Raw genomic sequence first — 22947 nt, forward strand, 5'->3', positions numbered from 1 at the left:
ATGGCCCCCTTTCTAAATCGGTAAATCTGTTTCCGTTCCAGCTTGATATACAGCGCCAAGACTGCCACCAATGGAATCGTCGTCAACGTCACCAAACCCCGTTGCTGGATCGTAAGTTTCTGGAAGTCCTCCAAATTCGAATGTCCCCTGCAGCTCAATGCTTTGCACACTAACGCCGCCTGCCACGGTCTTAGAAATGATTTGTACAAACTGATTCAGTTCAATTCCAGATGAAGCCAATCGCTCGAGAGGAAGCTGCATCAAGGAAATGCCAGCCGGTTCCGGATCTACTGGGTCATGAAATTTCTGCTGAATCTTGATATCCGAGTAATTGGCACCCACGGCCAATGCAATAACCCGGATAATCGTGTTCACGTCCCCTTTACTCAGGTTCCGGGCAATCTTGGACTTGATCATGATGCGATACACATCGTCAGAAGCAGCGCCGCGTTTCTGGCCCACATTTCCGCCGATCAGATCCAGCGTTGTTCCCTTGGCCTCATCAATGTCCCGCCACGTCTCAATTTTTTCAAAATCCTGTTTTAACTCATTCATGGGTTCGCTGACGATTCGAAGCAGCTTTCCAATGTTACTGTCTGGATTCTTGGTAAAGACATCCGTTAATTTCCGGATTAAATCAGCTGCTGAAATCATTGGTTACCACCTCGATCCAATCAGCTGCCGTCTGAGCAACTTGGAATACCTCGATTGGGATATTTCCAGCCGTGTATGTCTGCCCGTCCTGCGACAGCTCCAAGGATACATCCTCGACCCCTGCAATCTTGTATATGGCTGATACCAGACGCATTAGGATAACGTCATCGTTCATACTCAGCCCCGCATAGACTGTGCCGTCCGCATCGGTACCCCCAATAAACTGTGCGAGTGCTGAAACCACTTGTCTATCCCCGTCTGCCGGATAAGCTGCCGTTTTAAATACATGGGCTTTGATATGAATCGGCACCACCTCTGCACGGGAAAAGGATACAGGCTGTTCGTTACCGCTCAGATCCTTTAAAACTACGGTTGTATCTCCATAGGATTCAATTCCAGCCGAACCCACAGCAAATATAGCCTCAGCTATGTCGTGGTCCTCACCACCAAGTACATACACCTGATAGGACTTCGGAGGCCGTCCAGCAGAGTCTGTATCCTTTGTTTTATTTTCAATGACTGCAGCAGCCCGAACCCCTGTCACGCGAAGGACGGAACCCCGAATACTATCCCCAGTAGCTGAACCACCACCCGCTACAGAAAGCGCGAATAGCTCCCTAAATTCCGGGTCCGTCTGCTTGGCCCGACCGCCTGACGTAGCTGCAGCATTGGTCACCGCAGTAACATCAGGATTGGGATTCACAATGACTGTGATAAGCCCTGCAGCTACGTTGCCGCTTGTGCCTGACTCCATGGCCTCTATAGGCACTGTAGCCTTGCCTGCAGCATCGAACACCGCTGGTTCTAGTGTCTCGAATTGTACGTCTCCCTCTGTGGCAATTAGGAAGCCCTCAGCTTGTGTGTACCCCGGCGTTCCCGTAAGCGTTGCTGTACCCACCGCGTATTGGTCCAGCACACGGGTTGCCCCCACATATGGGCCGAGTCGGTCCAAACTTCTCCCCTCAGCTGTGTTTACAAAACCGCTGAAGTAAACTTTCTCTGCCAGCTCATGAAGGATTGCTAAAAACCAAGCGACAAGCCGCAAAATGATACCAAGAGGCGATTTCTCACCTGTGTTCACTTTGTCGCCCCATGCTTCCTTGGCCTTGTCCTCCATTTCCTCGAACAGATCAGCAAACCGTTTCCGTTTAAATCCTGTTTCATCCAACACCGATTTCCACCCCCTCTTGCTCCACAATCTCACCATTGGTGCCAGTAGCTACAAAAGCAACTGTCATTACCCTAGCCCTCCGGTCAATGCTGAAGGTGATTTCCTCCACACTCTCGATACGTTCATCTTCCAATAGCGCCCGGTTCAGCTCGTCGCGCATTTCTTCCTCGTTGACATCCTTGCCTCTGAACAGATCAAAATCAATCCCTAAATCCGGGTTTAGGAACCATTCCCCCGTTCGGGTACCGAGTCCAATTTCACAGCACTGGGCGAGCTCTTCGGTTTCTTCCACCAACAGCAGCTCGCCTGTATCGTCAAACTGAATATCTCCATTTTCTAACTTGAGAGACTGCATCCAAACACCCCCACAATAACAGCGTCGTTCCGATCATGTGCCCGGTCTGTATCCGGAGAAGCCACAGCGCCTGTTAAGGCGTTTCGGATCTCGTTATCTGCAAATTGCACCATGACGACATCCCCGGGATGCAGAGATGGCTTGTACTCCTTCTCTACGCCATCCACCTTGTATCTGTGCCCCAATGCCTGAGCATTCAGAATCATAGCTGGATCATCCGATGTCGTCCGAATCAAGGGCTGCACGTCAGCCGTACAAGTTGCCTCGTCAAACTTGATGACTTTACAAGGTGTACCACAATGGATATCAGACATAGCTTTATCAATCAGCGACTGAAGCAGCTTAGCCATGGCCGCAGCCGGATCCACTTTGCTCAAATGATCGCCTCCATATCTGTCTTGAAATCTCCGGTACGGCTAAACGTGTGGGAACCACTCCGGACATGGAGCCTGCCCGAGAAAGCCCGGCTTTTCAGATCAATGGCTGAAGCCGTAGTAATCCGGTATTGTAGCTGAGATGAAAGGTTGTAACCCTTGGCCCCGCTCTGCTCAAATGCTGCAGGCGTCCCGATCAATCCTGTATCCGAATTGAGCTTGAACAATTCGTCAGCTCCCCGGCGTAGGCTTCGGATATATAGCTTTCCTTTGTTGATATAGCAGCTTGTCCCGCAGTCTTTGCACACCTTGGATATAATTTCAGTTACCGCACCCTTGGCGCTGTATCCGTCCTGGTATCTGTAGTCCTGATTCAGTTCCATTTGAGCGATAGGCAAACCAATGTAATTGGCCATTTGCTTGATAATTGCACTTCCTAAAGTGTTTTTAGCATAGGCTATTTCCTTTACCTGACGCTTGGACAGATCCACACCGTCAAGCACACGGATTGTTGTAATCTTGTCCACGCCTGACCATGCCGTGAGGACATCGGATATATAGCCATGCAAGATTACTCCGATGTCTCCCTTGTATCCGGCATTGACTATCAAAACCTTGCCCCGCTTGATGTTGTTTAGGGTTGTATCAGAGAGGTTCCAAATTTTAATTTCAGCCTCATTCGGTAGAGGATCATTATCAAAGGGAATAGAACCTTCAATGTTGTAACTGTCCATCGAAAATTTCATGCCCTCAGTCATGACTTCAACTACACGGCCAAAGTTATTCTTCATCCTCATCACCTTCGATCAAATATAAAAAGACGCTCTCGGAGAGCGTCCGCCAGTTCACTGTGTTTTCCGTTTCGGACTGATCGTAAGGAACAATCGGCACCTTTGGGAACCGGTTGTCCATGACGTCATAAAATAGGGTCGTCCCGTAGACCAGCTTTTCGCCAGTGACCAACGTTTCCCCATCTTTTTCAAGATCCACTGTAAAATAATCGAACTGCTGATTATAATGCACCTCAAATGTGAAAATCTCATCCTCAAGCGATATATCAAATCGGTAGGGTATCAGATCCTTTTCGATATCGATGTATTCCATAATGCCTCCCTATGCCCAAGGGCTATCAGGTTTAAACTTCACTTTCTTTACGGGTTCTTTGGCCTTTTTCGTTTTAGAAGACTTGGATTTATCCTTGGTTTTGTCTTTCGTCTTGTCCTTGGTCTTATCCTTGGAACTGGATGTCTTGTCCTTCGTCTGCTTGGTGCCCGAATTGACTATTTTGACTGTTTGGGCTTTAACAGGCGTGGGCAGCTTAGCCGAGTACGATGACTTGGCAATACGTACCTCCGTCAATGTGAAAGATATCGTATAACCATCAGCAATCTGATTTGTATGTCCGGTTGCCAGTCCGGAAATGATCCCTGTAAAGGCCATACGGCCAACATATTTAACAATCTGTCCGGAATCAGATGCCTTTTTAAGATACGCGAGTATCTTGGAAGCACCTGACCCGGCCACCACGCCTGTAATGCCCATCGTCCTAGCTTTCCGCTGAACATGGTCCGTCATGTCGATATCTTTTTCTACAGGCTGCGTGGTAATGTCCACATCAAAGGTTGGGCTTTCTTGCTCAACCAAAATGTAATGTCCATCTACTTTAGCCATTAGATTCCCTCCAATTCCGGTGATGGTAGCCCCATACGCCGGAATGCCTCATCAATGATGGCCTGAACCTGACGTTTTACCTCAGATGCAACATCGGAAGCCACAGAAGCTGAAGCGCCATCTGCCTTGATATCGATATTGACATCAAACTTAAATGCTGCGTTCTGTGATGCCGCGGCTTCAGGATAGCGTGCAGGAGCGAGAGATTTGGCAGGAGCTAAAGCCGATGGACCATTTACATCTGGAACGATCTCTTCCGTCACATCAGCCGATGCAGCAGATACACGTCCTTGAGTGTTTTCAATCCCTCGTGCCAAACCTTCACCTGTAAAGAAACCAACTTCCATCATGACACGTGACGGTGAGTGAATGCCCAAAATGCCCTTGATCTTATCCGTGATGCTGTTACCGATGTCCTTCACCTTATCAACCACAGCGTTTGCCATGCTGCTGATCCCGTTCACCATACCTTCAATGATGTTACGGCCGATATCAAAGAGGTTAATCCCTGAAAGGAATCCAGTGATCCGGTCCCAAATCGACTTGATTCCATCCCACATGGCCGTGGCTTTCGTCTTAACAGCGTTGACCAAGCCTGTGAACATGTTCTTGATGAAATTCCCAATCGATTGGAATATTGAGACGGTTCCGGATTTGAGTGCTTGCCACTTGGAAACTAACCAATCTTTAATAGCTCCCCAGTTCTTGAATACAGCAATAGCTATAACAATCACCGCTATGATAGCCAGAACAACCCATGTGATTGGGTTGGCAAGGAATGCCGCATTCATGGCCCACTGAGCTGCCGTCATAGCCCAAGACGCAGCGGTAGAAATAACCATAACGGCCTTTTGAGCAGTCCAAGCGACAATGGTCGCTGTAATCGATGCCACAACAGCCCAACCTTGGATAACATATCGAACCATTGAAAGGACCATTTGCCCAGTCATTACAGCAGCATTAGCTATCATTTGTGCCTTGGACAACAAAAACGCCCCTGTCATTCTCGCACCTGTTATCATGGCTTGAATACCTGTTTGGACTAGTGCTGGAAGCAGTAATGTTGTAACAATTCCGACCACTGCCCCAATCGTGCCTTGGTTATCCTCTAATGTTTTCTTGAAATCTTGGAACGTGGAAACCGCATTATCTTTGAACTCAATGATCTTCGGAACCAGCTCATTAAATTTGTCATAGACGAATTTTACTGCGTCGCCAGTCCAATCCAGTGCAGCACCTATGCCGTCACCAATGGCATTACCAACCGCCTCAATCTGTGGTTGATGATCAGCCATCCACTGACCAAACTGATTAAAGTAAGGCAGGAGTTTTTCGCCAATCGGTATCAAAATGCTGGTTTCAATCTGCCTGCCAAACATCTGGAAGGCTTCACCGGGTTTCTCAAACTTAATCTTGTTTAACTCCGCCAGTGCATCACCCGTTGAACTGAACTGACTTGTTGCTCTGCCCATTCCCTCAACAACCGTGGCCTCTAAATCTTCAAACTGCGTACCCAAGAGCGATACACCAATCTGATTTTTTAGAACAGGGTCTTCCACATCAGAAATCATCTGCAGAATTTGTGAGAACGCCGCTTTGGCCTGTGGTCCACCTTTGGCGAACGTGTGCATCATCGTATCTGCATTAAGGCCTAGCATCTCGAACGCTTCAATGGATGTCTTGCTTCCATCCTTGGCCCGGATGTTAAATTCCTTGACCGCATCCCCGACTTTGTCCAGTTGGAAAACACCTTCAGCCGAACCGGCTGCAAATACGTCAAACATCTCGTCAGCACTGAATCCTAGCGACTTAAACTGGTTTGCGTATTCGTTCGCACTATCCATCAGCTCATCTGACTTGTTTAATCCCTTCTGGGCACCTTGTGCAAGCAAATCATAGGCCTGTTCGGAAGTGATACCAAACTGTTTCATCATGGTATCCACTGATTTCACAGATTCATTGATTTCGAACCCAAACGCATCTCTGAGCAATAACGCACTTCGCGTGGTGTCCTCCAACTGATCGCCTGTCTGCCCGGTGACTTGCTGAACCGTGGAAATGGCCCCGCCCAGATCCGCCCAATCTTCACCAAAGTTCTGGCTGTACAAATTCTTGGCAACGTCTCTGGTTGCCTCCATCTGATCCGCTGCCATTCCCGTGGCACTCTGAATGTCAGACATGGATCTCTCAAACTCTGTTGCTGCAGCAATACCCGCAATGCCTAACCCGGCCATCGCAGCGACACCAGCAGCACCCAAGCCCACAACACCTTTGGTCAGAGTGGAAATTTTCTTGTTTCCTTCGTCCAAACCCTTGGTGTTTAGCTTAAATCCAACGGCAAACATGAGGTTGCCAATGATACCGCCTGCCACCTCAAACCGCCCCCTTAAAACAGAAAAGACGCCCGCAATGGACGCCTATTTCCGTTTCTCATTCTTCTTTTGTTGTTCGATATGAATATCAAGTGCTGCATTGGCTTCGGCAATATCATCCGGGTCCATGTTGTCCAGGTCACTGTACGTGATCGACATGTCAGACAGCAGCAATCGCCAGAGCGCCCAGTTTTGTGTGGCACGCTCTCGCGCTTGGGATTTACTCAGTTTCATTGGACTCTTCCTCGGAATCGTCCGTCTCATCGTTACCTGTAATAAAAGCGTAGGCAGAGCTTACGACTTCCACAAGTTCCTTATATCCTGTCGGACCCTTGAAATCATCCACTTTTTGCTTGGGTTCAACGACCACATGCGCAAGCATTTCTTCAATCAATCGTTCATCCTGAGCGACACCATGTTTGTTCTTAATGCGGTCTCCAATCTTGGCGACTTGTCGAACACCTGGGAACTGGAATGTAAACACATTGCCTGCTTTAGTAGTAAATTGTTTTTGTGCGAAGTTTGACATGAGATATCATCCTTTTCTATTTTGATTTTTAATTAGCTGAACAACATATCCATCAACACAAACTCATACTCTCGGTCCTCAGCTTCATTGCCATAAGTCCGAGAAGCAGGCTTTTTGATGAATGCTTCTGTAACGGTGATGGTCTCCTTCGGTGGTCCAGCATTGATGATCGTGACCGGAACCAGTTTTCCGCTATTCGCTAGTCCATCCAGATAGGCCACCTGTGGGCTTGTCTGCTGTAACGTAACGGTAGCTGTGCCGAGTGGATTATTGACTTTCGTCCGGACGGTATCGCCTTGAGCGCCTACCTTCACCTCGAAGTTATCTTCATCCTTCTCTACCTCAACCATATCCTCCGAAAATCCGGTAAGATAAACACCGCCAACGATAACGCTGACGGCCTTGGAATCGTATGTTGTTGCTGCCATAGTTGATAATCCTCCTTATTTGCGGATTACGCCGCGAATAGTAGTTTCATGAATTGCCCCTGCCAAGTCGAACCAAAATGTCCCGCCGTTGTAATTCCGTTTTGCTCGGTCAGCTGGATCAGTTTGGGCACGGGTTTGGAATGTTGTCCCATACATTGGCTGTCCGTCTTCATCCTCAGCAATGATGCCTTGATTGAAGCCTTGCTGAAGCACGGTCCGTGTTGCACTCTCCAATTGTGCAATCCCCGTATCTGTAAAGCTCACTTTATCGGTATTGGCAAACAGCCTTTGAATGGCATATTCGATGTTGAATCGGATGTAATCCTTGGAGTGAATGACATCGATCCATTCACCGGACAAGGTTTTACCTTCAGATGTTTGATTCTGTCCGGCTTTGGTCACATACGTATTAGCACCTGCAGCATGGATCTCACGCAGCTCCGTGTCTGTAATATCAAGTGGCGCAATGCCCTGCAGATACTTGAATTTCCATGTCACAGATCCAACAGGAGCAGAACCAGCCCGGCCAACCCATGCAGCTTCTGGATAATTCGAAATATCCGTATGATAGAAAGCCGTAGTCCGGCTATAATTTTTCGCCAACAATAAGGCGACATCCGCAGCCGTGGAAGAACGCGTAAAATACTGCCTTGAGTTGTTCTGTTCAATCGCCGCCGCAAAAGCATCCACATCCGCTTGTTGTGTGGTTGTGGTAATCAGGAAATACCAATCTTCTTTCCACAAACGCCCCAGCACATCGTCAATTGTCTCTGGCTCCGTGCCAGTTTTCTGCCTAGCAATAGCAATCTCTGCAGGAGAATTATCCCCCTGATTCAAAAGCGCATATGCTGCCTTGTATTCTTCGGTGGTTTCGGTGTAATCCAGTTTGACGCTTGCCAGATCCGTGTATGTTTTGTACGGCTTAGCCGTAGCAGCTGAACCCAGGATCAATGGCTTACCAAACCCAAGGCGCGGCGTAGGTGTTTCAATTTCAATAATGACATTTACGTCTTTTGCCAATGGTCTCAACCCCTCACATTCACCGATTCAATCGGTGTATATTCTTCTTCGATTATGTTAACGGTCCGGAAATCAACTTCGAATCCGTTCCGGCGTTCCCATTCCGTGCCCAGCTGGACATCTGTATTGGTTGTTGCTCCAACATCCACGACAACCACATTGACGTTATCCTTCAGCAGCCTATGGCCTGCAGTTTCAAACCAATCCCTTGCCCGGTTCGCCAAATTGACGCTATCAAGCCGTGTTTTGGCATAGCTTTGAAACGTCGCGCTCAGCACCACGGTTCCGGTATGGATTGTTTTGTTGTCTTCCACGGTTACGGCCATATGTCCGCGTGGACTTCCCTCATCGGTAAAGTCATAGGTGAGGAACGGATATTTAGGAACCTTTCCCGTGCCATCGATCTCTATAACTGGGACGCTCATCGCGGCAGACAAGCCCTCAATCATGACTTTCCGGATATCCTCAAACGGGATCATGTGTACTCACCCGCTTTAACTTGTATTCGTTGACATCGCTGTACTGATTCCAATCCGAATCGGTTTCAACGGTGTACTGTTTTCCCTCATGTTCTACAACATCCCCGGATTGATGACGGAACGTTGTCAATAACAGCCTGTCATCCTCTGTATAGCGCCCTCCGTCCGATTGGGTTAACTTATCCCCTAACGGCTGGATAGAACCTCTCAGCGGCGTATTCTGGGCTTCAGGCGGTTGATATACACCAACTGAATCATAATAGCCGTCAATTTCACGAATAAGCGTATATGGACGCTCATATTTGCGTAGCGTTCCGCGAAATCTAAACCTCATGCTTATCCGCCCTTCCGGCGAACCTTGAACACGATAGAATCTCGTAAGTCCATGTCCGCAATCAACAGTTTTTTGCCCTTTTTGTATCTGGCATAGATCGCAGAAAGCCCCGGCTGCTTGATCCGGTCAAAGTTCTTGACCACACGTTGCTGACCCAATTCTCCAATCTCCTGCAACAGTGAATCAACGGAACGTTCACCCAAGGCGATTTCATTGACTCCCTGCCGCACAAGCTTGGCAATGGCTGCCTGTGCTTTCTTTTTACCTGTGCCAATAAAAGACCGGGCCGGAATGTTCATCTTGGCCGATCCAAACTCGTGAACGCCTGCAATCATAGCCAGTTCTGCATCTCCCTGAACCCCAATAACCACCTCTTGGTCCACGAGTGGCCGGACCCGCTCCACGAGAACGGATAAATCCATATCCCCGGTGTAAGACACGTTCGCACGCCGCACGCTTCGCCGTCTTCTTGCCATGATCTCACCTCACAACTGAATAAGAGCCTTGACTGCACCCGGCAGGCTTCGGCCCTCATCCTTGTAGGTTACGGATATATTTCCAACCCGCTCACTGGTTACGCCTTGTTCCCTCATTAGCGTTTGGGCAAGCAGGACACAGGCCAATTCATATTTCTGTGGCAGTGTAGACTCCGGAGCGCCCGTCTCGTCGCTTGGAAGGATATATCCAGCTAAATATTCCACTTCGATAAGACGTGCCCCACAAGGCCAGCCAGAACGCTTAAACAGCATGCCGTTTTCTGATTCGATCTTGAAAGAATCGATCCGCTGTTCGTTGTCGTGAATGCTCAGTTTGGATACCGAATGAATCGGGAAGTTTCGAAGCCGGAGGAACTGGGTTCCAGGACCGTCCAACGTTTGTTGGTATGTCTTGTATTCAAAGCTCCGATTACACTCCCGTTCAATCCATTCAGAGGCTGCAGCCAATGCAGACAGTAAATAAAGATCCTGTGAAGTGTCGTCCAGCGGAATGGACAACATTCTTTTAGCTCTTTGCAGTGTCGTCAGCATCAGAAGCACCGCCTGCCGTATCGTCATCAGCTTTTGTTTTATCTGAAGCAGCTGCCTTTGTTTGTTTTGGCAAAGCTTGTCCTTCGTCATCCTCAGCAATGACGCCCTCAGCCTTCAGTTTATTGGCACGCTTCTGATCTGCAGAATATAGTTCGCCCGGTTTAATAACGGTATCGGTTTTCTGATCGTTAAAAGCAGCAATAACCGTGTAATTCAGTTCTTCACTTTTAGCAGCCATGCAAGTTTCCCTCCTGTTAGGCCCGGTAGACCGGGCCACATGATTATGTTAATTAAGGCGTTGGGATGCCCAATTTGATGAACGGCGAAACCTGATAACCGTTTTTCATCTCGAAAGGACCGTTAACCCATGGCTTACCATCCACGTTCCAGAAGGCTTTGATAATTGTTTTATTTTGTTTGAACAATGGATGTTCGGAAGCTTGGATAAAGATACCGGAACCATCCTTGATCAGGTAGTAACCCATGTCTGCAAGTACCAGGTCGCCTTCTTCACCAAGAATTGGTGCATTCTCTTTGAATCGGATTGGGTAACCCAGAAGAGTACCTGTCATCTTATCAGCAACGTTCGGTTGGAAGATCAGATTCCCCGCTTCATCCTTCATTGTCAGGAGTTGTGGCAAGATAGATTGGGATGCAGCCCAGATCAATGCACCGCCAAGCTTGGCCTGAGCAATCATGGCAACAATATCAGCATAGGTGATCAGGTTCGCTGTTTTACGTGCCACTGTAATGGCAGCTGGTGACACCATCGCGCCGCTTGGCTTACCAGTTCCGCTACCGTACAAGAACGCATCGTCTTCAGCTGCAGCAATTGCACCTCTGAACAACTTTGTGATGATGGTGTTTACTGCCGGAGCGTTTCGCAAAAGCTTGTCTGTAACAACGATATGAGCTGCAACCTCATGAGGCGTCAAAGTCAGGTCTCTGAATTTAGCGCTTGTCTCAGGTTTTTCGTCACCTTCACCGATCCAGTTTACCTCTACGCCGCCATACATGTTGGAACCGGCACCCTGATCAAGTGCAGGGAATGTAGTGCTGGAGTCAGGAGCATTTTCATCAGCCGGAATAACCAATGCACGTGGACGAACCACTGCTTCTTCTGGCGTGATTTCAAACAATTGCGCCGAGAACTTAGGAGGCACGAAAACCCCGCCTGAAGCTTTTGTTCCTGCAGCCATTTCCCGATACTCTTTCAAACGTGGGTCATACGGGTCCGAACGGTAGCAAGAAATCAACTCTCCCAAGCTGCGGAACTCACTTTCATGAGCTGGATCTTCAGGTGTATGTTTTGAGCCGCTGCCACCCATGGCAAACTGTTGGGCGCGTTCTTCCAGTTTGATTTCATCTTCCAAAGAACGGGCCTCTGCTTCCATGGTAGTAAAGTTTGTTTCTTCATCATCAGTAAAGCCGCGCTTTTCCGTCTGAGCCAATACGATCAGTGAACGCATTTCCTCTTTCTTTGCAGCCAGTTTTTTTCTCAATTCGATAAGATTTTTCAAGCAATCCATCTCCCTTATAGGTTCAATTTTCTCATTCTCATGTCATGTTCAAGCATGATCATGTCTAACTCTTCGTCGGTGTAGCCCAGCAATGTGTCATCGTCGCCCGTTCTTTCTTGGAATACTTCCTCAGCTGAGCGAATACCCACAGAGGACTGAGGATAGGCCGGAGTCGTTACCGGGCTAACTTCGAATAATTCAGCTTCAATAACAGACCGAATCGGCATATCTGGGTTTGTTTCGTCCCACTCTTCCTTGGTTGGGCGAAAAATAAAAGACGACCCCCGCACGTCTCCGCGCTCGATCGTCTCCACATATTTTTCCGCCCAACTCGGAGGCGTGATTTCATATCTCAGTCCAATATCATCCTCAGTTACAAGCAACGTTCCCGGTGTGCGTCCTAAAATCTCACGTGCGTCATGTTGCCACGATGCATAGACATCCGGGTTAATCAAACTGGCCGCAAATGCTCCTCGCTTAAAACGTTCTTGGAACATGCCAAAAATCGGATGTGATAACTGGTCCCACCTCACGGCGTAACCAATGATTTTTGTCGGTTCTCCATCAACTTTCCGAACCTCCGGCCGACTCTCCGGTAGAATCAGTTCCCGTTGTTCTTTCGTCTTGTTCCCCATCTTCGTTATCACCTCCTTCCGGTGGAATAGGATCAGGTTTATTCTGATTTTTGTAATACTCGTCCAACATATCTAATGGCAACATATTGAGCGGAACAAAATATCTGTCTCCACCTTCAATTGGGTTGTCGTTTTCTTTCTCCCGAATGTCATTTTGTGAGTAGACACCGATCATGAACATTTCCTTGTAAAAGGCTGCCCGCGCAGTTGAATCCCCGCGAAGCAATCCTTCAACGAGATGTTCAGCGAAGAAGCGCTTTTGCTCATTCAGTGAAAACAACTTCCAGTTGATGGTCTGTTCCCACCTGATCAGCCAAGGCCGTATGGTATGAATGACAAAATCAATGGACTGTTGCTCAATGTTGGAAAAGGAAGCCCGTTCAAGGTCCGCCATCATGTGTGGAGGAACACGAAATACCCGCGCAATCTCAAGTATCTGGAATTTCCTCGTCTCCAAAAATTGAGCATCGTTCGGTGGAATCGTGTTTTTAGAAAATGTCATTCCTTCTTCAAGCAGCATCAGACGGTGAGCCTTTCCAAGCCCTTCGTATTTCTCCCGAAGCGACTTTTGAAGCCTTTCAAATGCTGCATCGGACAATGTACCAGGAAGCGTTGCGACTGCACCCACGTTTGTTCCATTCTCAAAGAAATCCGCTCCGAATTGTTCCGTAGCCAGTGCTAATTCAACAGCCTGCCGTGCCCAGTGAATAACAGATACGCCCTTGGTTCCATCAAATCCAAGGCCCGGTATATGGAACATGGCATAGAACGGTACATTATGTTGTTTTCCGTCTTTGGTCGTGACTCTGAAGAACGGATCTCCTTCGGCTGTTTCCATGTGTTCAACCCTGTGAGGTGGGATCGGCCAAAGAGCAACGAGTTCCCCGGCTGTGTCATATTCAATTTCCGCATAACAGTTCCCCCACAACAATATGTGAGCCATCATGGTTTCCCTGAACGTGAATGCCGTCATTCTTGGATTGGGTCGATTCTGCAGAAGCTCCGAAACCTTATGCTTGGTCCGTGCCTTCCCTCTTGGATTTAATCTTTTGTATACAGGCAAGGGTAGAGAAGCCACTGTCTCAGAAAGAATCCTGACGCAAGTTAACACGGCCGTTGAACGCATAGCCGTTGATTCTGTAACAGCAATTCCCCGCCCAATCGGAATACCCAAAGCGTTATAGAGCCAACGTTTGGGATTTTTCAAATCGCTTGATTCGCTTCGCTTCTCCAAAAACTTTGAAACAAATGGTATCCGCAGTGTGTACACCCCCTTTCATTAAATCGCTCTAACGCCTCGATCTTCGTAAACGGATCTTTTCGGTTTAGCCGAATTGGAAAGCGTCAGTTTGTGGGCATCAATAACAGCGTCCACCGGGTCAATCCTCTTCGTTTTAGAAGAAGGGTCCTTGTCTATCTTGATTTCTCCAAAACTATTGCTGACCGTCTTGGCGTTCGCCATGCTCCATGTCAGCAGCTTATTCTTCCGGTCATAAATCACGTTCTTGGCTTCAGTTTCCAACCTGAAATCCACCGTAGCGTCATTCAAGCTCTTGGCACTCTGAACGATCTCAACCAGATCCACGCCAAATTCCTCAAGGTCAGATAAAAAGGCATCTGCGTTGTGTGGATCATACGCAATGCCCAGTAGCTTGAGGTTATGTTTTTTGATCAGGTCCCGGTAATAAGACAGGATGTATTTGTAATCCGTCTTCACGCCGCCCATGGTCTCTGTCGGAGTAAGCAGCCCTTCCATAATCCACATGTCATACGGTGCAAAGTCACTCTTCACATGCTCGTCTACCCTTGCTGCAGGAATCCAGCTATGTGAATGGATGTAATACTTACGCTGCCCGTCGATATCCAACGGAAATTCCAGTGCACCACTCGTAAGGTCACCACCTGAAGACAAGTCCAGCCCCAAGTAACATTCCTTGCCTGCCATGTCTTCAATGGTCGTGTCAGACTCACAATCCACCCAGTGTTCCATGTTCATGTACTGAGTATCTGAGAATTGCACCCATCTGTTCAGTGACTTGGTGAGGAAGTTGCGAAGCTCTTCGCCCTGTTGAACCTTGGCTTTGATTGCTTCAGCACGCAAGCTGTCCAACGTCTCCGGAGTCCAGAGAGGATTTGCCTTCGGCCAGTTGGATTCGTCCCAAACATCGTCATCCTTGTCCAGCTCACAAATGAAAATGAACTGCGTTTCATCAGCATGAGCGCCGGACAAAACCATCTTGCAATATTTGTACAGCTCGTAACATGGGCCGTTGATGTTAAACCCTGCTGTTGTAATAACGGAAATAAGACACTGCTTCAGCTTCTTGGTGCCGTCCGCCAGCAGCTTGTACATCTGGTTATCCTTGTGCAAGTGGTATTCGTCCACACTGGCAAAGTAAGGCCGGAAACCGTCTATGGTTTTTGTATCCCGGCCAAGCGCCCTGATTTCACCTTTCGAAACGGTGCAAAGGATCGTACTTTTATAATCCTTCACGTCAAAAAGACCGGATTCGTATTCATCTCCGGCCAACTCTGGATCCGCATCGATAAACTTGATGCACTCTTTCAGTACAATTCTTGCCTGCGCTTCTTTGGTCGCTGTCACGTACACTTGCGGATAAGTGTATCCGTCAAAGTTCCCGTAAAATAGGGACGGCACAGCGTTACCCAACGACTTACCGTTTTGCCGGGCTACTTGGATGTACGATGTTCGGAAGCGCCGATAACCGTCCATCTTCAGCCAGCCGTTCCAGCTCCCGAAGATGAAGTCCTGAAAGCCCCATAATTCCAGCGGTCGTGGTTCTTCGCCCTCAGCCAGTGTAAGAGATTCGGCAAACTCGATAATCTCTTGGGCCTTGTCTGGATCAAATACGTAAGGGAAGTCTTCCGTACCCTGCCGATCCAGATCCCGTAGGTGCCGTTCACAAGCCTGCCGCTGAGCCTGTCCAGCTGTAATCCTGCCGGATGTGACTTCAAGGGCATACGCCGTTACCCGGTCTACCTCACCAACCGTGTTGTAAGGGTAAATCTGAGGATTAGCCACTTCGGTTTCCAAACTTTCCAAACCTGCTTGGCTTCTCTTCCTTCGCCTTCGGTTTTGGTACGTTCTTCACTTTGGACAACGGGTTCAGGAACAAACGGTCCTGCATTTTCAGGAGCATGTCCATTTTCTTGTTAATCGCCGTCTCAATCCGAAGTAACCCATCAACCGCAATCATGCTTCGTAATTGTTTCTTGACTTTCATGTTAAATTCTTCGGATTCTTCAATATATTCGTCCAAATCTTCAGAATCATAGGCCACTTTATCAATCGTTTGGTACGATTTTTGAAGTCTTTCATACTCAGAAAACGTCTTACAATACATGGCTAAAAGCCCCACATCTGAACTGCTTAACAGTTCAATATTTTGTGCAGCTGCGGCTTTGTATTCTTTCATACATTGTTTCCAATGAGTGAAGGCAATCGGATCATTCTTCACGAATGCCGGAGGTTTCAGCTTGTCCAGTTCAGTTTTTCCAAGTTTAATCTCCCCTTCCTGACGTGCCTTAATTTGCTCTTTTGACAATCGATTCGGATTCCCCGCAGCGAGGTGCAGAGAAACTGGTTTTGCGTTCCTTCCCATTGGGTTCACCTGCCTGAGTCACTGAAAAATTAATAAAACGAGTTTTTACGCGAAATAAGTCCGACGCGGTCTATCAGCCGAAAGGTTTTTAGAGATTTGACCCCCCTACCCCTCATGGCTATTCCAGTTGATTGAATACTTTCTGGATCTCAGCAGCCATAGCAGATCCTATCTCTTGTCCCATGTCTTCAAGGTTAGCACGTATCACGGAGAGGTTAACACTTACCTCATCATCCAAGATGTCACAGGCATCCAATGATACATTGAGCTGATACTCTGCTTCCTTGGTCTTAGTCTTGGATGCTATCAATGTGGACAGCCCATCCTTGGCGTTGCCCAGCTCTGCTTTAGATGCATACACAGTTAGTGTTACTCCTGTCTTAATCATGTTCATTCCTCCATTGTTTAGTGGCTATCTATTGTTACCAAAGCCACCATCCTCTTTAGCGGTCTTGATATCGTGACATTGCTTGCATAGTGCCTGCCAATTGTTGCGGTCCCAGAACAGCGCCTTGTCTCCCTTGTGTGGCTGTATATGATCCACTACCGTAGCCGCCTGAACATAGCCCTGCTTCCAATGAGTGACACACAGCGGATGCTTCTTTAGAAATCCGTCCCTGGCTTTGCGCCATCGGCTATCATACCCGCGCTCAGATGCTGTCCCTCTATGCTGATCATAGATGTGTACTTGGTCTTTATGATCCTCACAGTATCTTCCCTCTGTGATGGTCTCCTTACATCCCTGCTTACCGCAGAATCGTTTAAGTGGCATCTTACTCAACATCTTCTGAAAGCTCTTCAATAATCCATTCTGTGTCTCCACGGTACGGAACAGGCGTCACTTTGAACTTGGTTATCCTGTATGTCTTTCCCAAAACGTCTAAAGCATCCATCACAGCTTCCACGTCTTTACGGCTCCAAAACTTCCCAATGTACATTCTGCATCCTCCTTACAGCATCTTGGTTCTTTCATGCTTGTTTAATCCCTGCCCTTTCGCCCCTTATGCAAAGGCTAATTTCGAAGAAGTCGGTATGGTGCTACCTTCCTTGTCATCCATGTGATCACATAAACACCTACTGTGGTTTGGGGATAAAACTTTTACTATCACTCTCATAATTGCAAATGCTATATTAAAGCTACTAACTTTAAGGAGCCTCGTATTATGTTCAAAGATGAATTCTTAAAAGCTCTTTCAGATGCTCGTGAAAGCACTCCTTTTTTTCTTTCCGCTCTTTTAATATTGTCTTACTTTTTTTTTACTAATTACATAAAAAATAGAGGCAAAAAAGATAAGGAGATACTAGATCGTCAAATAGAAAAAATTGCTGGTTTGGTTTCAGGTACTACCCATAAAGATGAGCTCAAAGAATTCACAAATCAAACCAAACTTACAGACAATCACACTGAGGCTATACATATGCTTCAAAATGAATTAGAAGTTTTAAAATTTGAAATCAGAAACAATAAGAACACATGGAGCTTAGTCGAAGGATTGATAGAAAACTATCACAAACAAGCCTTGCGACAAGCGAGCATTCAATTCTGGTTCAGTGCAGTTGCGGCAATAATTGGTCTTGGTTTTATAATTATAAGTTTGTTCCTAAGCGAGTCAGCAACTGTATATGAGAAAATCATCGGGACTCTCCCAGGTGTTACAATTGATCTAATAGCTGCGCTTTTCTTTAAACAAGCTGAACAAACGCGGCAGAGAGCAACTGAGTTGTACGATAGGTTACGCCTAGACAAAGAGAGAGAGGAAGCAATTAAACTAATTGAAACTATTGATGATCCGATACTAAAATCAGTAGTAAAAGCTCAACTCGCATTGAAAATCGGTGGTGTTGATGCATCTCTCAGTGATTTATCAAGCATATTGAGAAATGAGCAACAAAAAACCACTTAATCGAATTTAGGTGGTTTTTGATTACTGAAAATTCAATGGCCTAAGTCTTGTTATAAATATAGTTATTCCATACGACCTAGGTTCCACGTTTATATCTATCCTCCTTCTGACATCTTGGAATCTTACACATCTGTACTGATCCCGCCCACTCACCCCAGACGCAACCCCTGCATTGTAAAGGTTGTAACTTCGTTATGTAGGGTATAGGCGGCTCCTTAATTGCTATGAATCTCGGGCTTCTAATCATTGATTGTTCCACCACCTTCATACATTTTCAAAACCTCCCTTCATAATTCCAAGCGATTGGGATTACATAAAAAAATAAGCCACCCGATGTTGGATGACTCAAAAAAAGGATATGAAGAAAATTTCATCGGCCTTGCCGGGACTCGAACGCCAGCCTCTGCCTGTAGGCCATAATAGTATCCGTATTTCTATCCCGCCCGGATGGAGCGGCTGTGGGGAGTCTAACCCCATTCCCACACCGCACCCTTGACGATCCACGTCTAAGGATATCCCATCCCACAGCACAGCCGAGTTGCCCACGGGATAACGGTGCTAGGCACACCGGGGAAGAATTTTCCTTCCCTATGTGCCTAACTATAAATTTGAACCACAGACGTTGTGCCGACTCACTACAGACGTACTACAGACGTGGTTTTCACTCTATTTGTCCAATCAGCTTCAAGGTTTCTGCAACAGACTCTACACCTCGAACAATTCTCCTGTCTACTGATCTATCTGTTATGCTACCGAATCTTTTGACAGTTCCCCACCGAGTGTTACCCCGAACAAAACGAAACTCCATTACCCTGCGGACATCATCATCTTGAATAAGTTTCACAGCCATTTCTATGGCGTCCGCCTTCTGTTGATACTCTACTTTGACTTGTTGTTCTTTTTCAGTGAGTAGAACGCGATTACTGAGAGCTTCAGAAGTTTGCCGCATACGCAAGTAACGTTTCAACATGCTTCGTGCAGATTCAAAGTCCGTCTTGTCCGCTTTTGGAAATAACTCCATTTGGATCACCGCCCCCATGCACTGCACCCTTTCCTGATTGTTCAGTTAGCCTCTTATTTTCCACGAAAAGCAATGTGGCTTGTTTCTGCCAGTACGCTACAGATTCTGTGAGAGAGTCAATTTCAGTCTGTTGAATTTTCATGTGCTCAGCAAATTCCTTATCTTGATTGTACATAGACTCTCTGTTGCTATCTGCCAGCGCCCTGTACTTATCAAGCTGCAGGAGTACCGCACAAAATAGTTCATAGTCAGATTCACTAAAACATTGCCTTGCCAGACCGTCTATTTTGGCTTGTGCGGCTTCCAATGTCGGTTGGGTCATTTTGCCACCGCCTGACCTTGTTGAAGCTCTCTATACACATCCTCGGGGATTTGAGTAATAATCGCAGTCGGCCGGATGCGCTTCTTCTCCGATATCTCAGCAATTGCCCTCGCTGGATGGCTGCTTTCGAACAATTCCACTACCTCACCGTTCAGCTCACTTTTAAAATATCTTGTCCTTACCATGTTTCTCCCCTCCATTGCACAATGTTATATGTTCAAAATACAAATCCGAATCATCCAACTCTTCATCATCAATGCGGGTGATTTCGAATACCCGGAGACAAACCGGGCATTCTACTGTATCCCCCAATTCATAATCAATATCCATCATGGTGTCCCCTATTCAAAACATCCGTGCCTGTCGGTATGAAGCACCCCATCCACCCTCTTGTAATGGGATCTCGTTTGTTATCTCCAAGCTACTGGGGGGATATGGCGCCGTCACACATGCAGGGTCAAAATCTATAACATTTTCACCTTTGCGATTTGTACGGTATTTTACAGGCCGGTTATCATAGCACCAAAGCATGTCATCCTGGATTTGTTGGACAACAACCATTTTCCCTTTATCTATTCCGCTTTTTAGTCGGCACACCATCCCAGGCTTAAATTCTTCAAAGTAGAAGAACAGGAAGGCCATGTTTCATCACAACTCGGCTTTCATTCGTTCAATCAGGCCGTTTGTGGCGGTCTTATACTTAGCGTGCAATTCTTCATCGGTTTTACCGACAATCTCCAATGCACTAAGTAGATTAGCGAAGGCATCATTCAGGTTTTTAAAATGCGCTTTGAATATGGCCGCTTCTTCACCTGTCCCCTGTGCAACCTTCTTCCGGAGTTCCGCCAACTCGGCCTCAATCTCTGCCGGAACCTTCTCCACAATCGCAGGAACATCGATAGGCTTCGCTTTCAGTTCCTGTTCAAGCTTCTTTATCTGTGCCAAAGACTCAGCGTGTTCCCGTTTAGCCTTCTCAAGTTCTTCCTGAAGCGCAGCGGCTTGCCCATCGTCTTCACCCGATTCGGCTTTAGCTGCTGCAGCTGCTGCTTCCTCTGCTTGGGCTTCTAACCGTTCAACAATCAAAGCATGGTCTGCCTGCTGTGCTTCCAGTTTCTCTCGAAGCTTCTGCTCCTTCTCCATAGCCTTCTTGGCCTTCTCAGCCTCCGCCTGTGCAGCTTTAAGGGCCTTTTCTGCATCCTTACGGGCCTTGACAGCCTCCTGTAGCTCACGAGTGGACATACTATCCACATCATTTTCCTGTACGAAGGCTTCTCTTTCCTCAGCCGGGATCCCAAGTAAGGCCACTGCCTGCGTATAGCTTAAACTTCCAAGCGCTTGGGAATCGGCGTTATCTCCAAACAGTGTGAGTTGATCAGATCCGTATTCCTTAAACAACTTCATCAAGTTATTAGCAGTGCTTTGAGAGTAATCAACAGAGTCAGCCAGCCAGTTCATCCAGTCCCCATGCTGCATCATCTCTTTTGCTTCGGTTAATCGGCGTCCGATCTCAATTGATCCGTGAAGCATAATCTTTTTCGTTTGATCCTTGATGCTGTTGATTTCGATTGCGATTGTCTCAATGGTACGAATGGCTAACTGGCTCATACGGCTACCCCCTGTGGTTTCTTAGTGTTAGTTTTCTTTGGTTTCTTGCCTAATCTAGCTCTCTTGAACTTCTCCACAAACTCCAAGATGGCTGGATCAGGATCATAATTTTTAAATCCTCTGACTTGAGCAATGAAACCTGATCTGATTTCCACCGTGCAAAGTGGTTCGTCAGGTTGTTCAATCTTGCGAATGAACAGAATGTCACATTGTCCAGATCCATATTGAGCGGAATAACCCCCAACACAATGACTGAGACTCTTTCCTTCTCTGAACAACTCAAATGATGATTGGGCTGCTCTTATTAGATAGCCGTTTGCTTCAAAATAATAATGTTCAAGTTCAGGAAGGCGTGCTTTAATCCTCTTGTTCACTGCCTTGTCTTTTTTGATTTTGATACGTTCCGTTAATTTCATGTGTGCTTCGTGGAGATCGTTTGGAAACAAATAACGTTCCTCTTCCAGACTCATTCCAAGTTCCTTGCATTGATTACGATAATCTCGCCAATCAGACAATATACTTCCAGCTGATCGTTTGGCGTATTGCGGTTTCTTATTTTGCTTTAAGATGTATTTTTTCACAGTTTCTTCAGGAGCTAACGATAATACCTCTCTGTAATAGGTCTGATAAAATGTGTCCTCTATTTCTCCCAAGAATAAAGCATCCAGTATGTTCATCTTTTCGCCCCGTGATTTTAACTTCTGGTAGTAACGAAGTGCTTTAGGTTCTATCCCAATCCCTGCATTTTTGATCTCTCTTAGCTCACTTTTTGTCAGCCTTAGCACGGCGGGTAAGGTTTTTCCTCGCCAGTGGACAGCACCATAAGTGCCACTTCCAGAAAGTTTTGCCCGTACAAGATTACTAAATCCAGCCTTGGTCAGATATTCAATGCAGGGATAGCGGGTATAATGGTCGAAAAATTCCACCATGTCATTTATGCTGTAATAACCACCGGAGTCCGTGTACTTTTCCCATGTTGAATACTGAAAAGGAGTATCTTTGACAGCTTTTCGGATATTATCAAGATCACGAAATTTCCTCCACGATCCATAACCATAATGCTTCTCAAAAGGAGATTTAACCTTGCTTTTTTCCTTTCCATACACATAAGCAGTTGATTTTCGGGGTTCAAACAAATACATATGAACAACGTTGTAATGTGTCTCAACCTTTGTGTAATCCCCACTGTAATCTCTGCTTACTGTAATTACTCTTGCTGTGATTGCTTCTTTGTTGATAATTGACTTCTCATACCAGATCAATACAGCAGAATCGAATAGATATTTCCGACTCATTCCATGAGAACGAACTTCACATTCAGACCCACATTTTGGGCAAGTAGCAAGTTCTTTCTGTTTGTGTTTCAGCTTGGCTTCAGGGCAGTGTTGCTTTTGGCAATGAGTGCAATATGCGACTTGGATACCTCCGGCCGTCTTGTAAAATAAATAGCGGCTTTTCAGTAGAACCGTATCAGTAACGTACTTGACAAGTGCTGTGGAAATTTTCTCAGGAAAATGTTTTTCAAACTCTACACGCAACATGCTTTACCCCTCCCCCTACAAGAAATCATCTAGCTTGACATCAAAGCGCACGGTCTTTTGCTCTTCAGGTGCGGGGGGTGCTGACGTTACTCCCCCGCTCAGTCCAAAGTAATTCAGCACAATCGCAAATCCTTCCTCATCGGTCAGCATAGCCATCCCGCCAACAGCTTTTTTCTTAGCCTCTGCCTGCATAGCAAGCAAGCTCTTCGCAATCGTCTTGTCAGCGGACAGGATCTGATCAACAGAACCAGGATTCGCCTGAATGTGTTTAATCAGAAATTCCCCAATCAGCTTGATATATGTGTTCGTCCCTTTACCGTCCATTTCAGCTTTCAGCTTTGTTATTGCAGCTTCCATGCTT

33 protein-coding genes are annotated in these 22947 nt (G+C 46.7%); 1 reads left to right on the top strand and 32 read right to left on the bottom strand.

Features of this window, described 5'->3' with window-relative positions; translation table 11 throughout:
* Nucleotides 1-12: 12 nt before the first annotated feature.
* The 25 genes from GUA98_RS16275 to GUA98_RS16395 all read right to left on the bottom strand — a co-directional run bounded on the left by GUA98_RS16275 (nucleotide 13) and on the right by GUA98_RS16395 (nucleotide 17131).
* Nucleotides 13-654 (bottom strand): hypothetical protein, encoded by a 642-nt coding sequence (locus GUA98_RS16275; protein ID WP_193723766.1) that lies wholly within the window; start codon nucleotides 652-654, stop codon nucleotides 13-15.
* A complete protein-coding gene (locus GUA98_RS16280) occupies nucleotides 638-1825 on the bottom strand; it encodes a baseplate J/gp47 family protein (RefSeq protein WP_193723767.1) in 1188 nt (395 codons plus the stop codon). The genes GUA98_RS16275 and GUA98_RS16280 overlap by 17 nt, the downstream gene beginning before the upstream one ends.
* Nucleotides 1815-2180: a DUF2634 domain-containing protein gene (locus GUA98_RS16285; protein ID WP_193723768.1), complete on the bottom strand. Its 366-nt coding sequence runs from the start codon at nucleotides 2178-2180 to the stop codon at nucleotides 1815-1817. Before GUA98_RS16285 ends, GUA98_RS16280 begins: the two co-directional genes overlap by 11 nt.
* Complete coding sequence (locus GUA98_RS16290; protein WP_321573892.1) at nucleotides 2162-2548, bottom strand: Gp138 family membrane-puncturing spike protein; 387 nt, start codon at nucleotides 2546-2548, stop codon at nucleotides 2162-2164. Before GUA98_RS16290 ends, GUA98_RS16285 begins: the two co-directional genes overlap by 19 nt.
* Nucleotides 2549-2553: 5 nt before the next feature.
* A complete protein-coding gene (locus GUA98_RS16295; protein WP_193723770.1) occupies nucleotides 2554-3345 on the bottom strand; it encodes a phage protein in 792 nt (263 codons plus the stop codon).
* Nucleotides 3335-3658 (bottom strand): phage baseplate plug family protein, encoded by a 324-nt coding sequence (locus tag GUA98_RS16300; RefSeq protein WP_193723771.1) that lies wholly within the window; start codon nucleotides 3656-3658, stop codon nucleotides 3335-3337. The genes GUA98_RS16295 and GUA98_RS16300 overlap by 11 nt, the downstream gene beginning before the upstream one ends.
* A gap of 9 nt (nucleotides 3659-3667) precedes the next feature.
* Nucleotides 3668-4225 (bottom strand): phage baseplate protein, encoded by a 558-nt coding sequence (locus tag GUA98_RS16305; protein ID WP_193723772.1) that lies wholly within the window; start codon nucleotides 4223-4225, stop codon nucleotides 3668-3670.
* Complete coding sequence (locus tag GUA98_RS16310) at nucleotides 4225-6597, bottom strand: phage tail tape measure protein (protein ID WP_193723773.1); 2373 nt, start codon at nucleotides 6595-6597, stop codon at nucleotides 4225-4227. The genes GUA98_RS16305 and GUA98_RS16310 overlap by 1 nt, the downstream gene beginning before the upstream one ends.
* A 45-nt stretch (nucleotides 6598-6642) precedes the next feature.
* Nucleotides 6643-6831 carry a hypothetical protein gene (locus tag GUA98_RS16315; protein WP_193723774.1) on the bottom strand — a complete coding sequence of 63 codons (189 nt, stop codon included), beginning with the start codon at nucleotides 6829-6831 and terminating at the stop codon, nucleotides 6643-6645.
* Nucleotides 6818-7126 carry a hypothetical protein gene (locus GUA98_RS16320; RefSeq protein ID WP_193723775.1) on the bottom strand — a complete coding sequence of 103 codons (309 nt, stop codon included), beginning with the start codon at nucleotides 7124-7126 and terminating at the stop codon, nucleotides 6818-6820. The genes GUA98_RS16315 and GUA98_RS16320 overlap by 14 nt, the downstream gene beginning before the upstream one ends.
* A 32-nt stretch (nucleotides 7127-7158) precedes the next feature.
* A complete protein-coding gene (locus tag GUA98_RS16325) occupies nucleotides 7159-7554 on the bottom strand; it encodes a phage structural protein (protein WP_193723776.1) in 396 nt (131 codons plus the stop codon).
* Between the two features lie 15 nt (nucleotides 7555-7569).
* Nucleotides 7570-8574 carry a DUF3383 family protein gene (locus GUA98_RS16330; RefSeq protein ID WP_193723777.1) on the bottom strand — a complete coding sequence of 335 codons (1005 nt, stop codon included), beginning with the start codon at nucleotides 8572-8574 and terminating at the stop codon, nucleotides 7570-7572.
* Between the two features lie 5 nt (nucleotides 8575-8579).
* On the bottom strand, nucleotides 8580-9053 hold the full coding sequence (locus tag GUA98_RS16335) for an LIC_12616 family protein (RefSeq protein ID WP_193723778.1): 474 nt from the start codon (nucleotides 9051-9053) through the stop codon (nucleotides 8580-8582).
* A complete protein-coding gene (locus tag GUA98_RS16340) occupies nucleotides 9040-9387 on the bottom strand; it encodes a hypothetical protein (RefSeq protein ID WP_193723779.1) in 348 nt (115 codons plus the stop codon). The genes GUA98_RS16335 and GUA98_RS16340 overlap by 14 nt, the downstream gene beginning before the upstream one ends.
* A gap of 2 nt (nucleotides 9388-9389) precedes the next feature.
* The gene (locus GUA98_RS16345) at nucleotides 9390-9863 is read right to left on the bottom strand and encodes a hypothetical protein (protein ID WP_193723780.1); all 474 of its coding nucleotides are present in this window, start codon (nucleotides 9861-9863) and stop codon (nucleotides 9390-9392) included.
* Between the two features lie 9 nt (nucleotides 9864-9872).
* Nucleotides 9873-10442 (bottom strand): phage head-tail connector protein, encoded by a 570-nt coding sequence (locus GUA98_RS16350; protein ID WP_227779719.1) that lies wholly within the window; start codon nucleotides 10440-10442, stop codon nucleotides 9873-9875.
* Nucleotides 10390-10653: a hypothetical protein gene (locus GUA98_RS16355; protein ID WP_193723782.1), complete on the bottom strand. Its 264-nt coding sequence runs from the start codon at nucleotides 10651-10653 to the stop codon at nucleotides 10390-10392. The genes GUA98_RS16350 and GUA98_RS16355 overlap by 53 nt, the downstream gene beginning before the upstream one ends.
* Nucleotides 10654-10705: 52 nt before the next feature.
* Nucleotides 10706-11935, bottom strand: coding sequence for a phage major capsid protein (locus GUA98_RS16360; RefSeq protein ID WP_193723783.1), 1230 nt, complete (start codon nucleotides 11933-11935; stop codon nucleotides 10706-10708).
* A 14-nt stretch (nucleotides 11936-11949) separates the two neighbouring features.
* Nucleotides 11950-12570, bottom strand: coding sequence for an HK97 family phage prohead protease (locus GUA98_RS16365; RefSeq protein WP_193723784.1), 621 nt, complete (start codon nucleotides 12568-12570; stop codon nucleotides 11950-11952).
* Nucleotides 12500-13804, bottom strand: coding sequence for a phage portal protein (locus tag GUA98_RS16370; protein ID WP_227779720.1), 1305 nt, complete (start codon nucleotides 13802-13804; stop codon nucleotides 12500-12502). The genes GUA98_RS16365 and GUA98_RS16370 overlap by 71 nt, the downstream gene beginning before the upstream one ends.
* Before the next feature lie 45 nt (nucleotides 13805-13849).
* Nucleotides 13850-15613 (bottom strand): terminase large subunit, encoded by a 1764-nt coding sequence (locus GUA98_RS16375; protein ID WP_193724009.1) that lies wholly within the window; start codon nucleotides 15611-15613, stop codon nucleotides 13850-13852.
* Entirely contained in the window at nucleotides 15606-16193 is a 588-nt protein-coding gene (locus GUA98_RS16380; RefSeq protein ID WP_193723786.1) for a P27 family phage terminase small subunit, read from the bottom strand. The genes GUA98_RS16375 and GUA98_RS16380 overlap by 8 nt, the downstream gene beginning before the upstream one ends.
* 118 nt (nucleotides 16194-16311) lie before the next feature.
* Complete coding sequence (locus tag GUA98_RS16385; protein WP_193723787.1) at nucleotides 16312-16581, bottom strand: hypothetical protein; 270 nt, start codon at nucleotides 16579-16581, stop codon at nucleotides 16312-16314.
* 24 nt (nucleotides 16582-16605) lie between these two features.
* The gene (locus GUA98_RS16390; protein WP_415753035.1) at nucleotides 16606-16977 is read right to left on the bottom strand and encodes an HNH endonuclease; all 372 of its coding nucleotides are present in this window, start codon (nucleotides 16975-16977) and stop codon (nucleotides 16606-16608) included.
* On the bottom strand, nucleotides 16967-17131 hold the full coding sequence (locus GUA98_RS16395) for a hypothetical protein (RefSeq protein ID WP_193723788.1): 165 nt from the start codon (nucleotides 17129-17131) through the stop codon (nucleotides 16967-16969). Before GUA98_RS16395 ends, GUA98_RS16390 begins: the two co-directional genes overlap by 11 nt.
* Nucleotides 17132-17356: 225 nt before the next feature.
* On the opposite strand from GUA98_RS16395, the gene GUA98_RS16400 reads away from it, so the two are divergent.
* Complete coding sequence (locus GUA98_RS16400) at nucleotides 17357-18097, top strand: TRADD-N-associated membrane domain-containing protein (protein WP_193723789.1); 741 nt, start codon at nucleotides 17357-17359, stop codon at nucleotides 18095-18097.
* A gap of 661 nt (nucleotides 18098-18758) precedes the next feature.
* On the opposite strand, the gene GUA98_RS16405 is transcribed toward GUA98_RS16400, so the two are convergent.
* The 7 genes from GUA98_RS16405 to GUA98_RS16435 form a co-directional block, all read right to left on the bottom strand.
* Nucleotides 18759-19067 (bottom strand): hypothetical protein, encoded by a 309-nt coding sequence (locus GUA98_RS16405; protein WP_227779721.1) that lies wholly within the window; start codon nucleotides 19065-19067, stop codon nucleotides 18759-18761.
* A gap of 13 nt (nucleotides 19068-19080) precedes the next feature.
* Nucleotides 19081-19440, bottom strand: coding sequence for a hypothetical protein (locus GUA98_RS16410; protein WP_193723791.1), 360 nt, complete (start codon nucleotides 19438-19440; stop codon nucleotides 19081-19083).
* Nucleotides 19437-19625: a hypothetical protein gene (locus tag GUA98_RS16415; RefSeq protein ID WP_175397627.1), complete on the bottom strand. Its 189-nt coding sequence runs from the start codon at nucleotides 19623-19625 to the stop codon at nucleotides 19437-19439. Before GUA98_RS16415 ends, GUA98_RS16410 begins: the two co-directional genes overlap by 4 nt.
* Nucleotides 19603-19770, bottom strand: a complete 168-nt coding sequence (locus GUA98_RS16420; RefSeq protein WP_193723792.1) for a hypothetical protein — start codon at nucleotides 19768-19770, stop codon at nucleotides 19603-19605. Before GUA98_RS16420 ends, GUA98_RS16415 begins: the two co-directional genes overlap by 23 nt.
* 318 nt (nucleotides 19771-20088) lie before the next feature.
* A complete protein-coding gene (locus GUA98_RS16425; RefSeq protein ID WP_193723793.1) occupies nucleotides 20089-21045 on the bottom strand; it encodes a DUF3102 domain-containing protein in 957 nt (318 codons plus the stop codon).
* Complete coding sequence (locus GUA98_RS16430; protein ID WP_193723794.1) at nucleotides 21042-22586, bottom strand: PcfJ domain-containing protein; 1545 nt, start codon at nucleotides 22584-22586, stop codon at nucleotides 21042-21044. The genes GUA98_RS16425 and GUA98_RS16430 overlap by 4 nt, the downstream gene beginning before the upstream one ends.
* 15 nt (nucleotides 22587-22601) lie before the next feature.
* Nucleotides 22602-22943, bottom strand: a complete 342-nt coding sequence (locus GUA98_RS16435) for a hypothetical protein (RefSeq protein WP_193723795.1) — start codon at nucleotides 22941-22943, stop codon at nucleotides 22602-22604.
* Nucleotides 22944-22947: the final 4 nt, after the last annotated feature.

It is taken from the genome of Paenibacillus sp. P13VS, from assembly GCF_015143645.1.
GTDB classification, from domain to species: Bacteria; Bacillota; Bacilli; order Paenibacillales; family Paenibacillaceae; genus Paenibacillus; species Paenibacillus xylanilyticus_A.

Excerpts from the sequence above, each read along its gene's own strand:
- GUA98_RS16340 (WP_193723779.1), bottom strand. The coding sequence starts at position 9,387 with ATGAGGTTTAGATTTCGCGGAACGCTACGCAAATATGAGCGTCCATAT.
- GUA98_RS16325 (WP_193723776.1), bottom strand. The coding sequence starts at position 7,554 with ATGGCAGCAACAACATACGATTCCAAGGCCGTCAGCGTTATCGTTGGC.
- GUA98_RS16275 (WP_193723766.1), bottom strand. The coding sequence starts at position 654 with ATGATTTCAGCAGCTGATTTAATCCGGAAATTAACGGATGTCTTTACC.
- GUA98_RS16430 (WP_193723794.1), bottom strand. The coding sequence starts at position 22,586 with ATGTTGCGTGTAGAGTTTGAAAAACATTTTCCTGAGAAAATTTCCACA.
- GUA98_RS16295 (WP_193723770.1), bottom strand. The coding sequence starts at position 3,345 with ATGAAGAATAACTTTGGCCGTGTAGTTGAAGTCATGACTGAGGGCATG.
- GUA98_RS16405 (WP_227779721.1), bottom strand. The coding sequence starts at position 19,067 with ATGTTGAAACGTTACTTGCGTATGCGGCAAACTTCTGAAGCTCTCAGT.
- GUA98_RS16415 (WP_175397627.1), bottom strand. The coding sequence starts at position 19,625 with ATGGTAAGGACAAGATATTTTAAAAGTGAGCTGAACGGTGAGGTAGTG.
- GUA98_RS16395 (WP_193723788.1), bottom strand. The coding sequence starts at position 17,131 with ATGTACATTGGGAAGTTTTGGAGCCGTAAAGACGTGGAAGCTGTGATG.
- GUA98_RS16320 (WP_193723775.1), bottom strand. The coding sequence starts at position 7,126 with ATGTCAAACTTCGCACAAAAACAATTTACTACTAAAGCAGGCAATGTG.
- GUA98_RS16425 (WP_193723793.1), bottom strand. The coding sequence starts at position 21,045 with ATGAGCCAGTTAGCCATTCGTACCATTGAGACAATCGCAATCGAAATC.
- GUA98_RS16390 (WP_415753035.1), bottom strand. The coding sequence starts at position 16,977 with ATGTTGAGTAAGATGCCACTTAAACGATTCTGCGGTAAGCAGGGATGT.
- GUA98_RS16355 (WP_193723782.1), bottom strand. The coding sequence starts at position 10,653 with ATGGCTGCTAAAAGTGAAGAACTGAATTACACGGTTATTGCTGCTTTT.
- GUA98_RS16345 (WP_193723780.1), bottom strand. The coding sequence starts at position 9,863 with ATGGCAAGAAGACGGCGAAGCGTGCGGCGTGCGAACGTGTCTTACACC.
- GUA98_RS16380 (WP_193723786.1), bottom strand. The coding sequence starts at position 16,193 with ATGGGAAGGAACGCAAAACCAGTTTCTCTGCACCTCGCTGCGGGGAAT.
- GUA98_RS16410 (WP_193723791.1), bottom strand. The coding sequence starts at position 19,440 with ATGACCCAACCGACATTGGAAGCCGCACAAGCCAAAATAGACGGTCTG.
- GUA98_RS16285 (WP_193723768.1), bottom strand. The coding sequence starts at position 2,180 with ATGCAGTCTCTCAAGTTAGAAAATGGAGATATTCAGTTTGACGATACA.
- GUA98_RS16315 (WP_193723774.1), bottom strand. The coding sequence starts at position 6,831 with ATGAAACTGAGTAAATCCCAAGCGCGAGAGCGTGCCACACAAAACTGG.
- GUA98_RS16300 (WP_193723771.1), bottom strand. The coding sequence starts at position 3,658 with ATGGAATACATCGATATCGAAAAGGATCTGATACCCTACCGATTTGAT.
- GUA98_RS16435 (WP_193723795.1), bottom strand. The coding sequence starts at position 22,943 with ATGGAAGCTGCAATAACAAAGCTGAAAGCTGAAATGGACGGTAAAGGG.
- GUA98_RS16420 (WP_193723792.1), bottom strand. The coding sequence starts at position 19,770 with ATGGATATTGATTATGAATTGGGGGATACAGTAGAATGCCCGGTTTGT.
- GUA98_RS16305 (WP_193723772.1), bottom strand. The coding sequence starts at position 4,225 with ATGGCTAAAGTAGATGGACATTACATTTTGGTTGAGCAAGAAAGCCCA.
- GUA98_RS16335 (WP_193723778.1), bottom strand. The coding sequence starts at position 9,053 with ATGATCCCGTTTGAGGATATCCGGAAAGTCATGATTGAGGGCTTGTCT.
- GUA98_RS16400 (WP_193723789.1), top strand. The coding sequence starts at position 17,357 with ATGTTCAAAGATGAATTCTTAAAAGCTCTTTCAGATGCTCGTGAAAGC.
- GUA98_RS16350 (WP_227779719.1), bottom strand. The coding sequence starts at position 10,442 with ATGACGATACGGCAGGCGGTGCTTCTGATGCTGACGACACTGCAAAGA.
- GUA98_RS16385 (WP_193723787.1), bottom strand. The coding sequence starts at position 16,581 with ATGATTAAGACAGGAGTAACACTAACTGTGTATGCATCTAAAGCAGAG.
- GUA98_RS16365 (WP_193723784.1), bottom strand. The coding sequence starts at position 12,570 with ATGGGGAACAAGACGAAAGAACAACGGGAACTGATTCTACCGGAGAGT.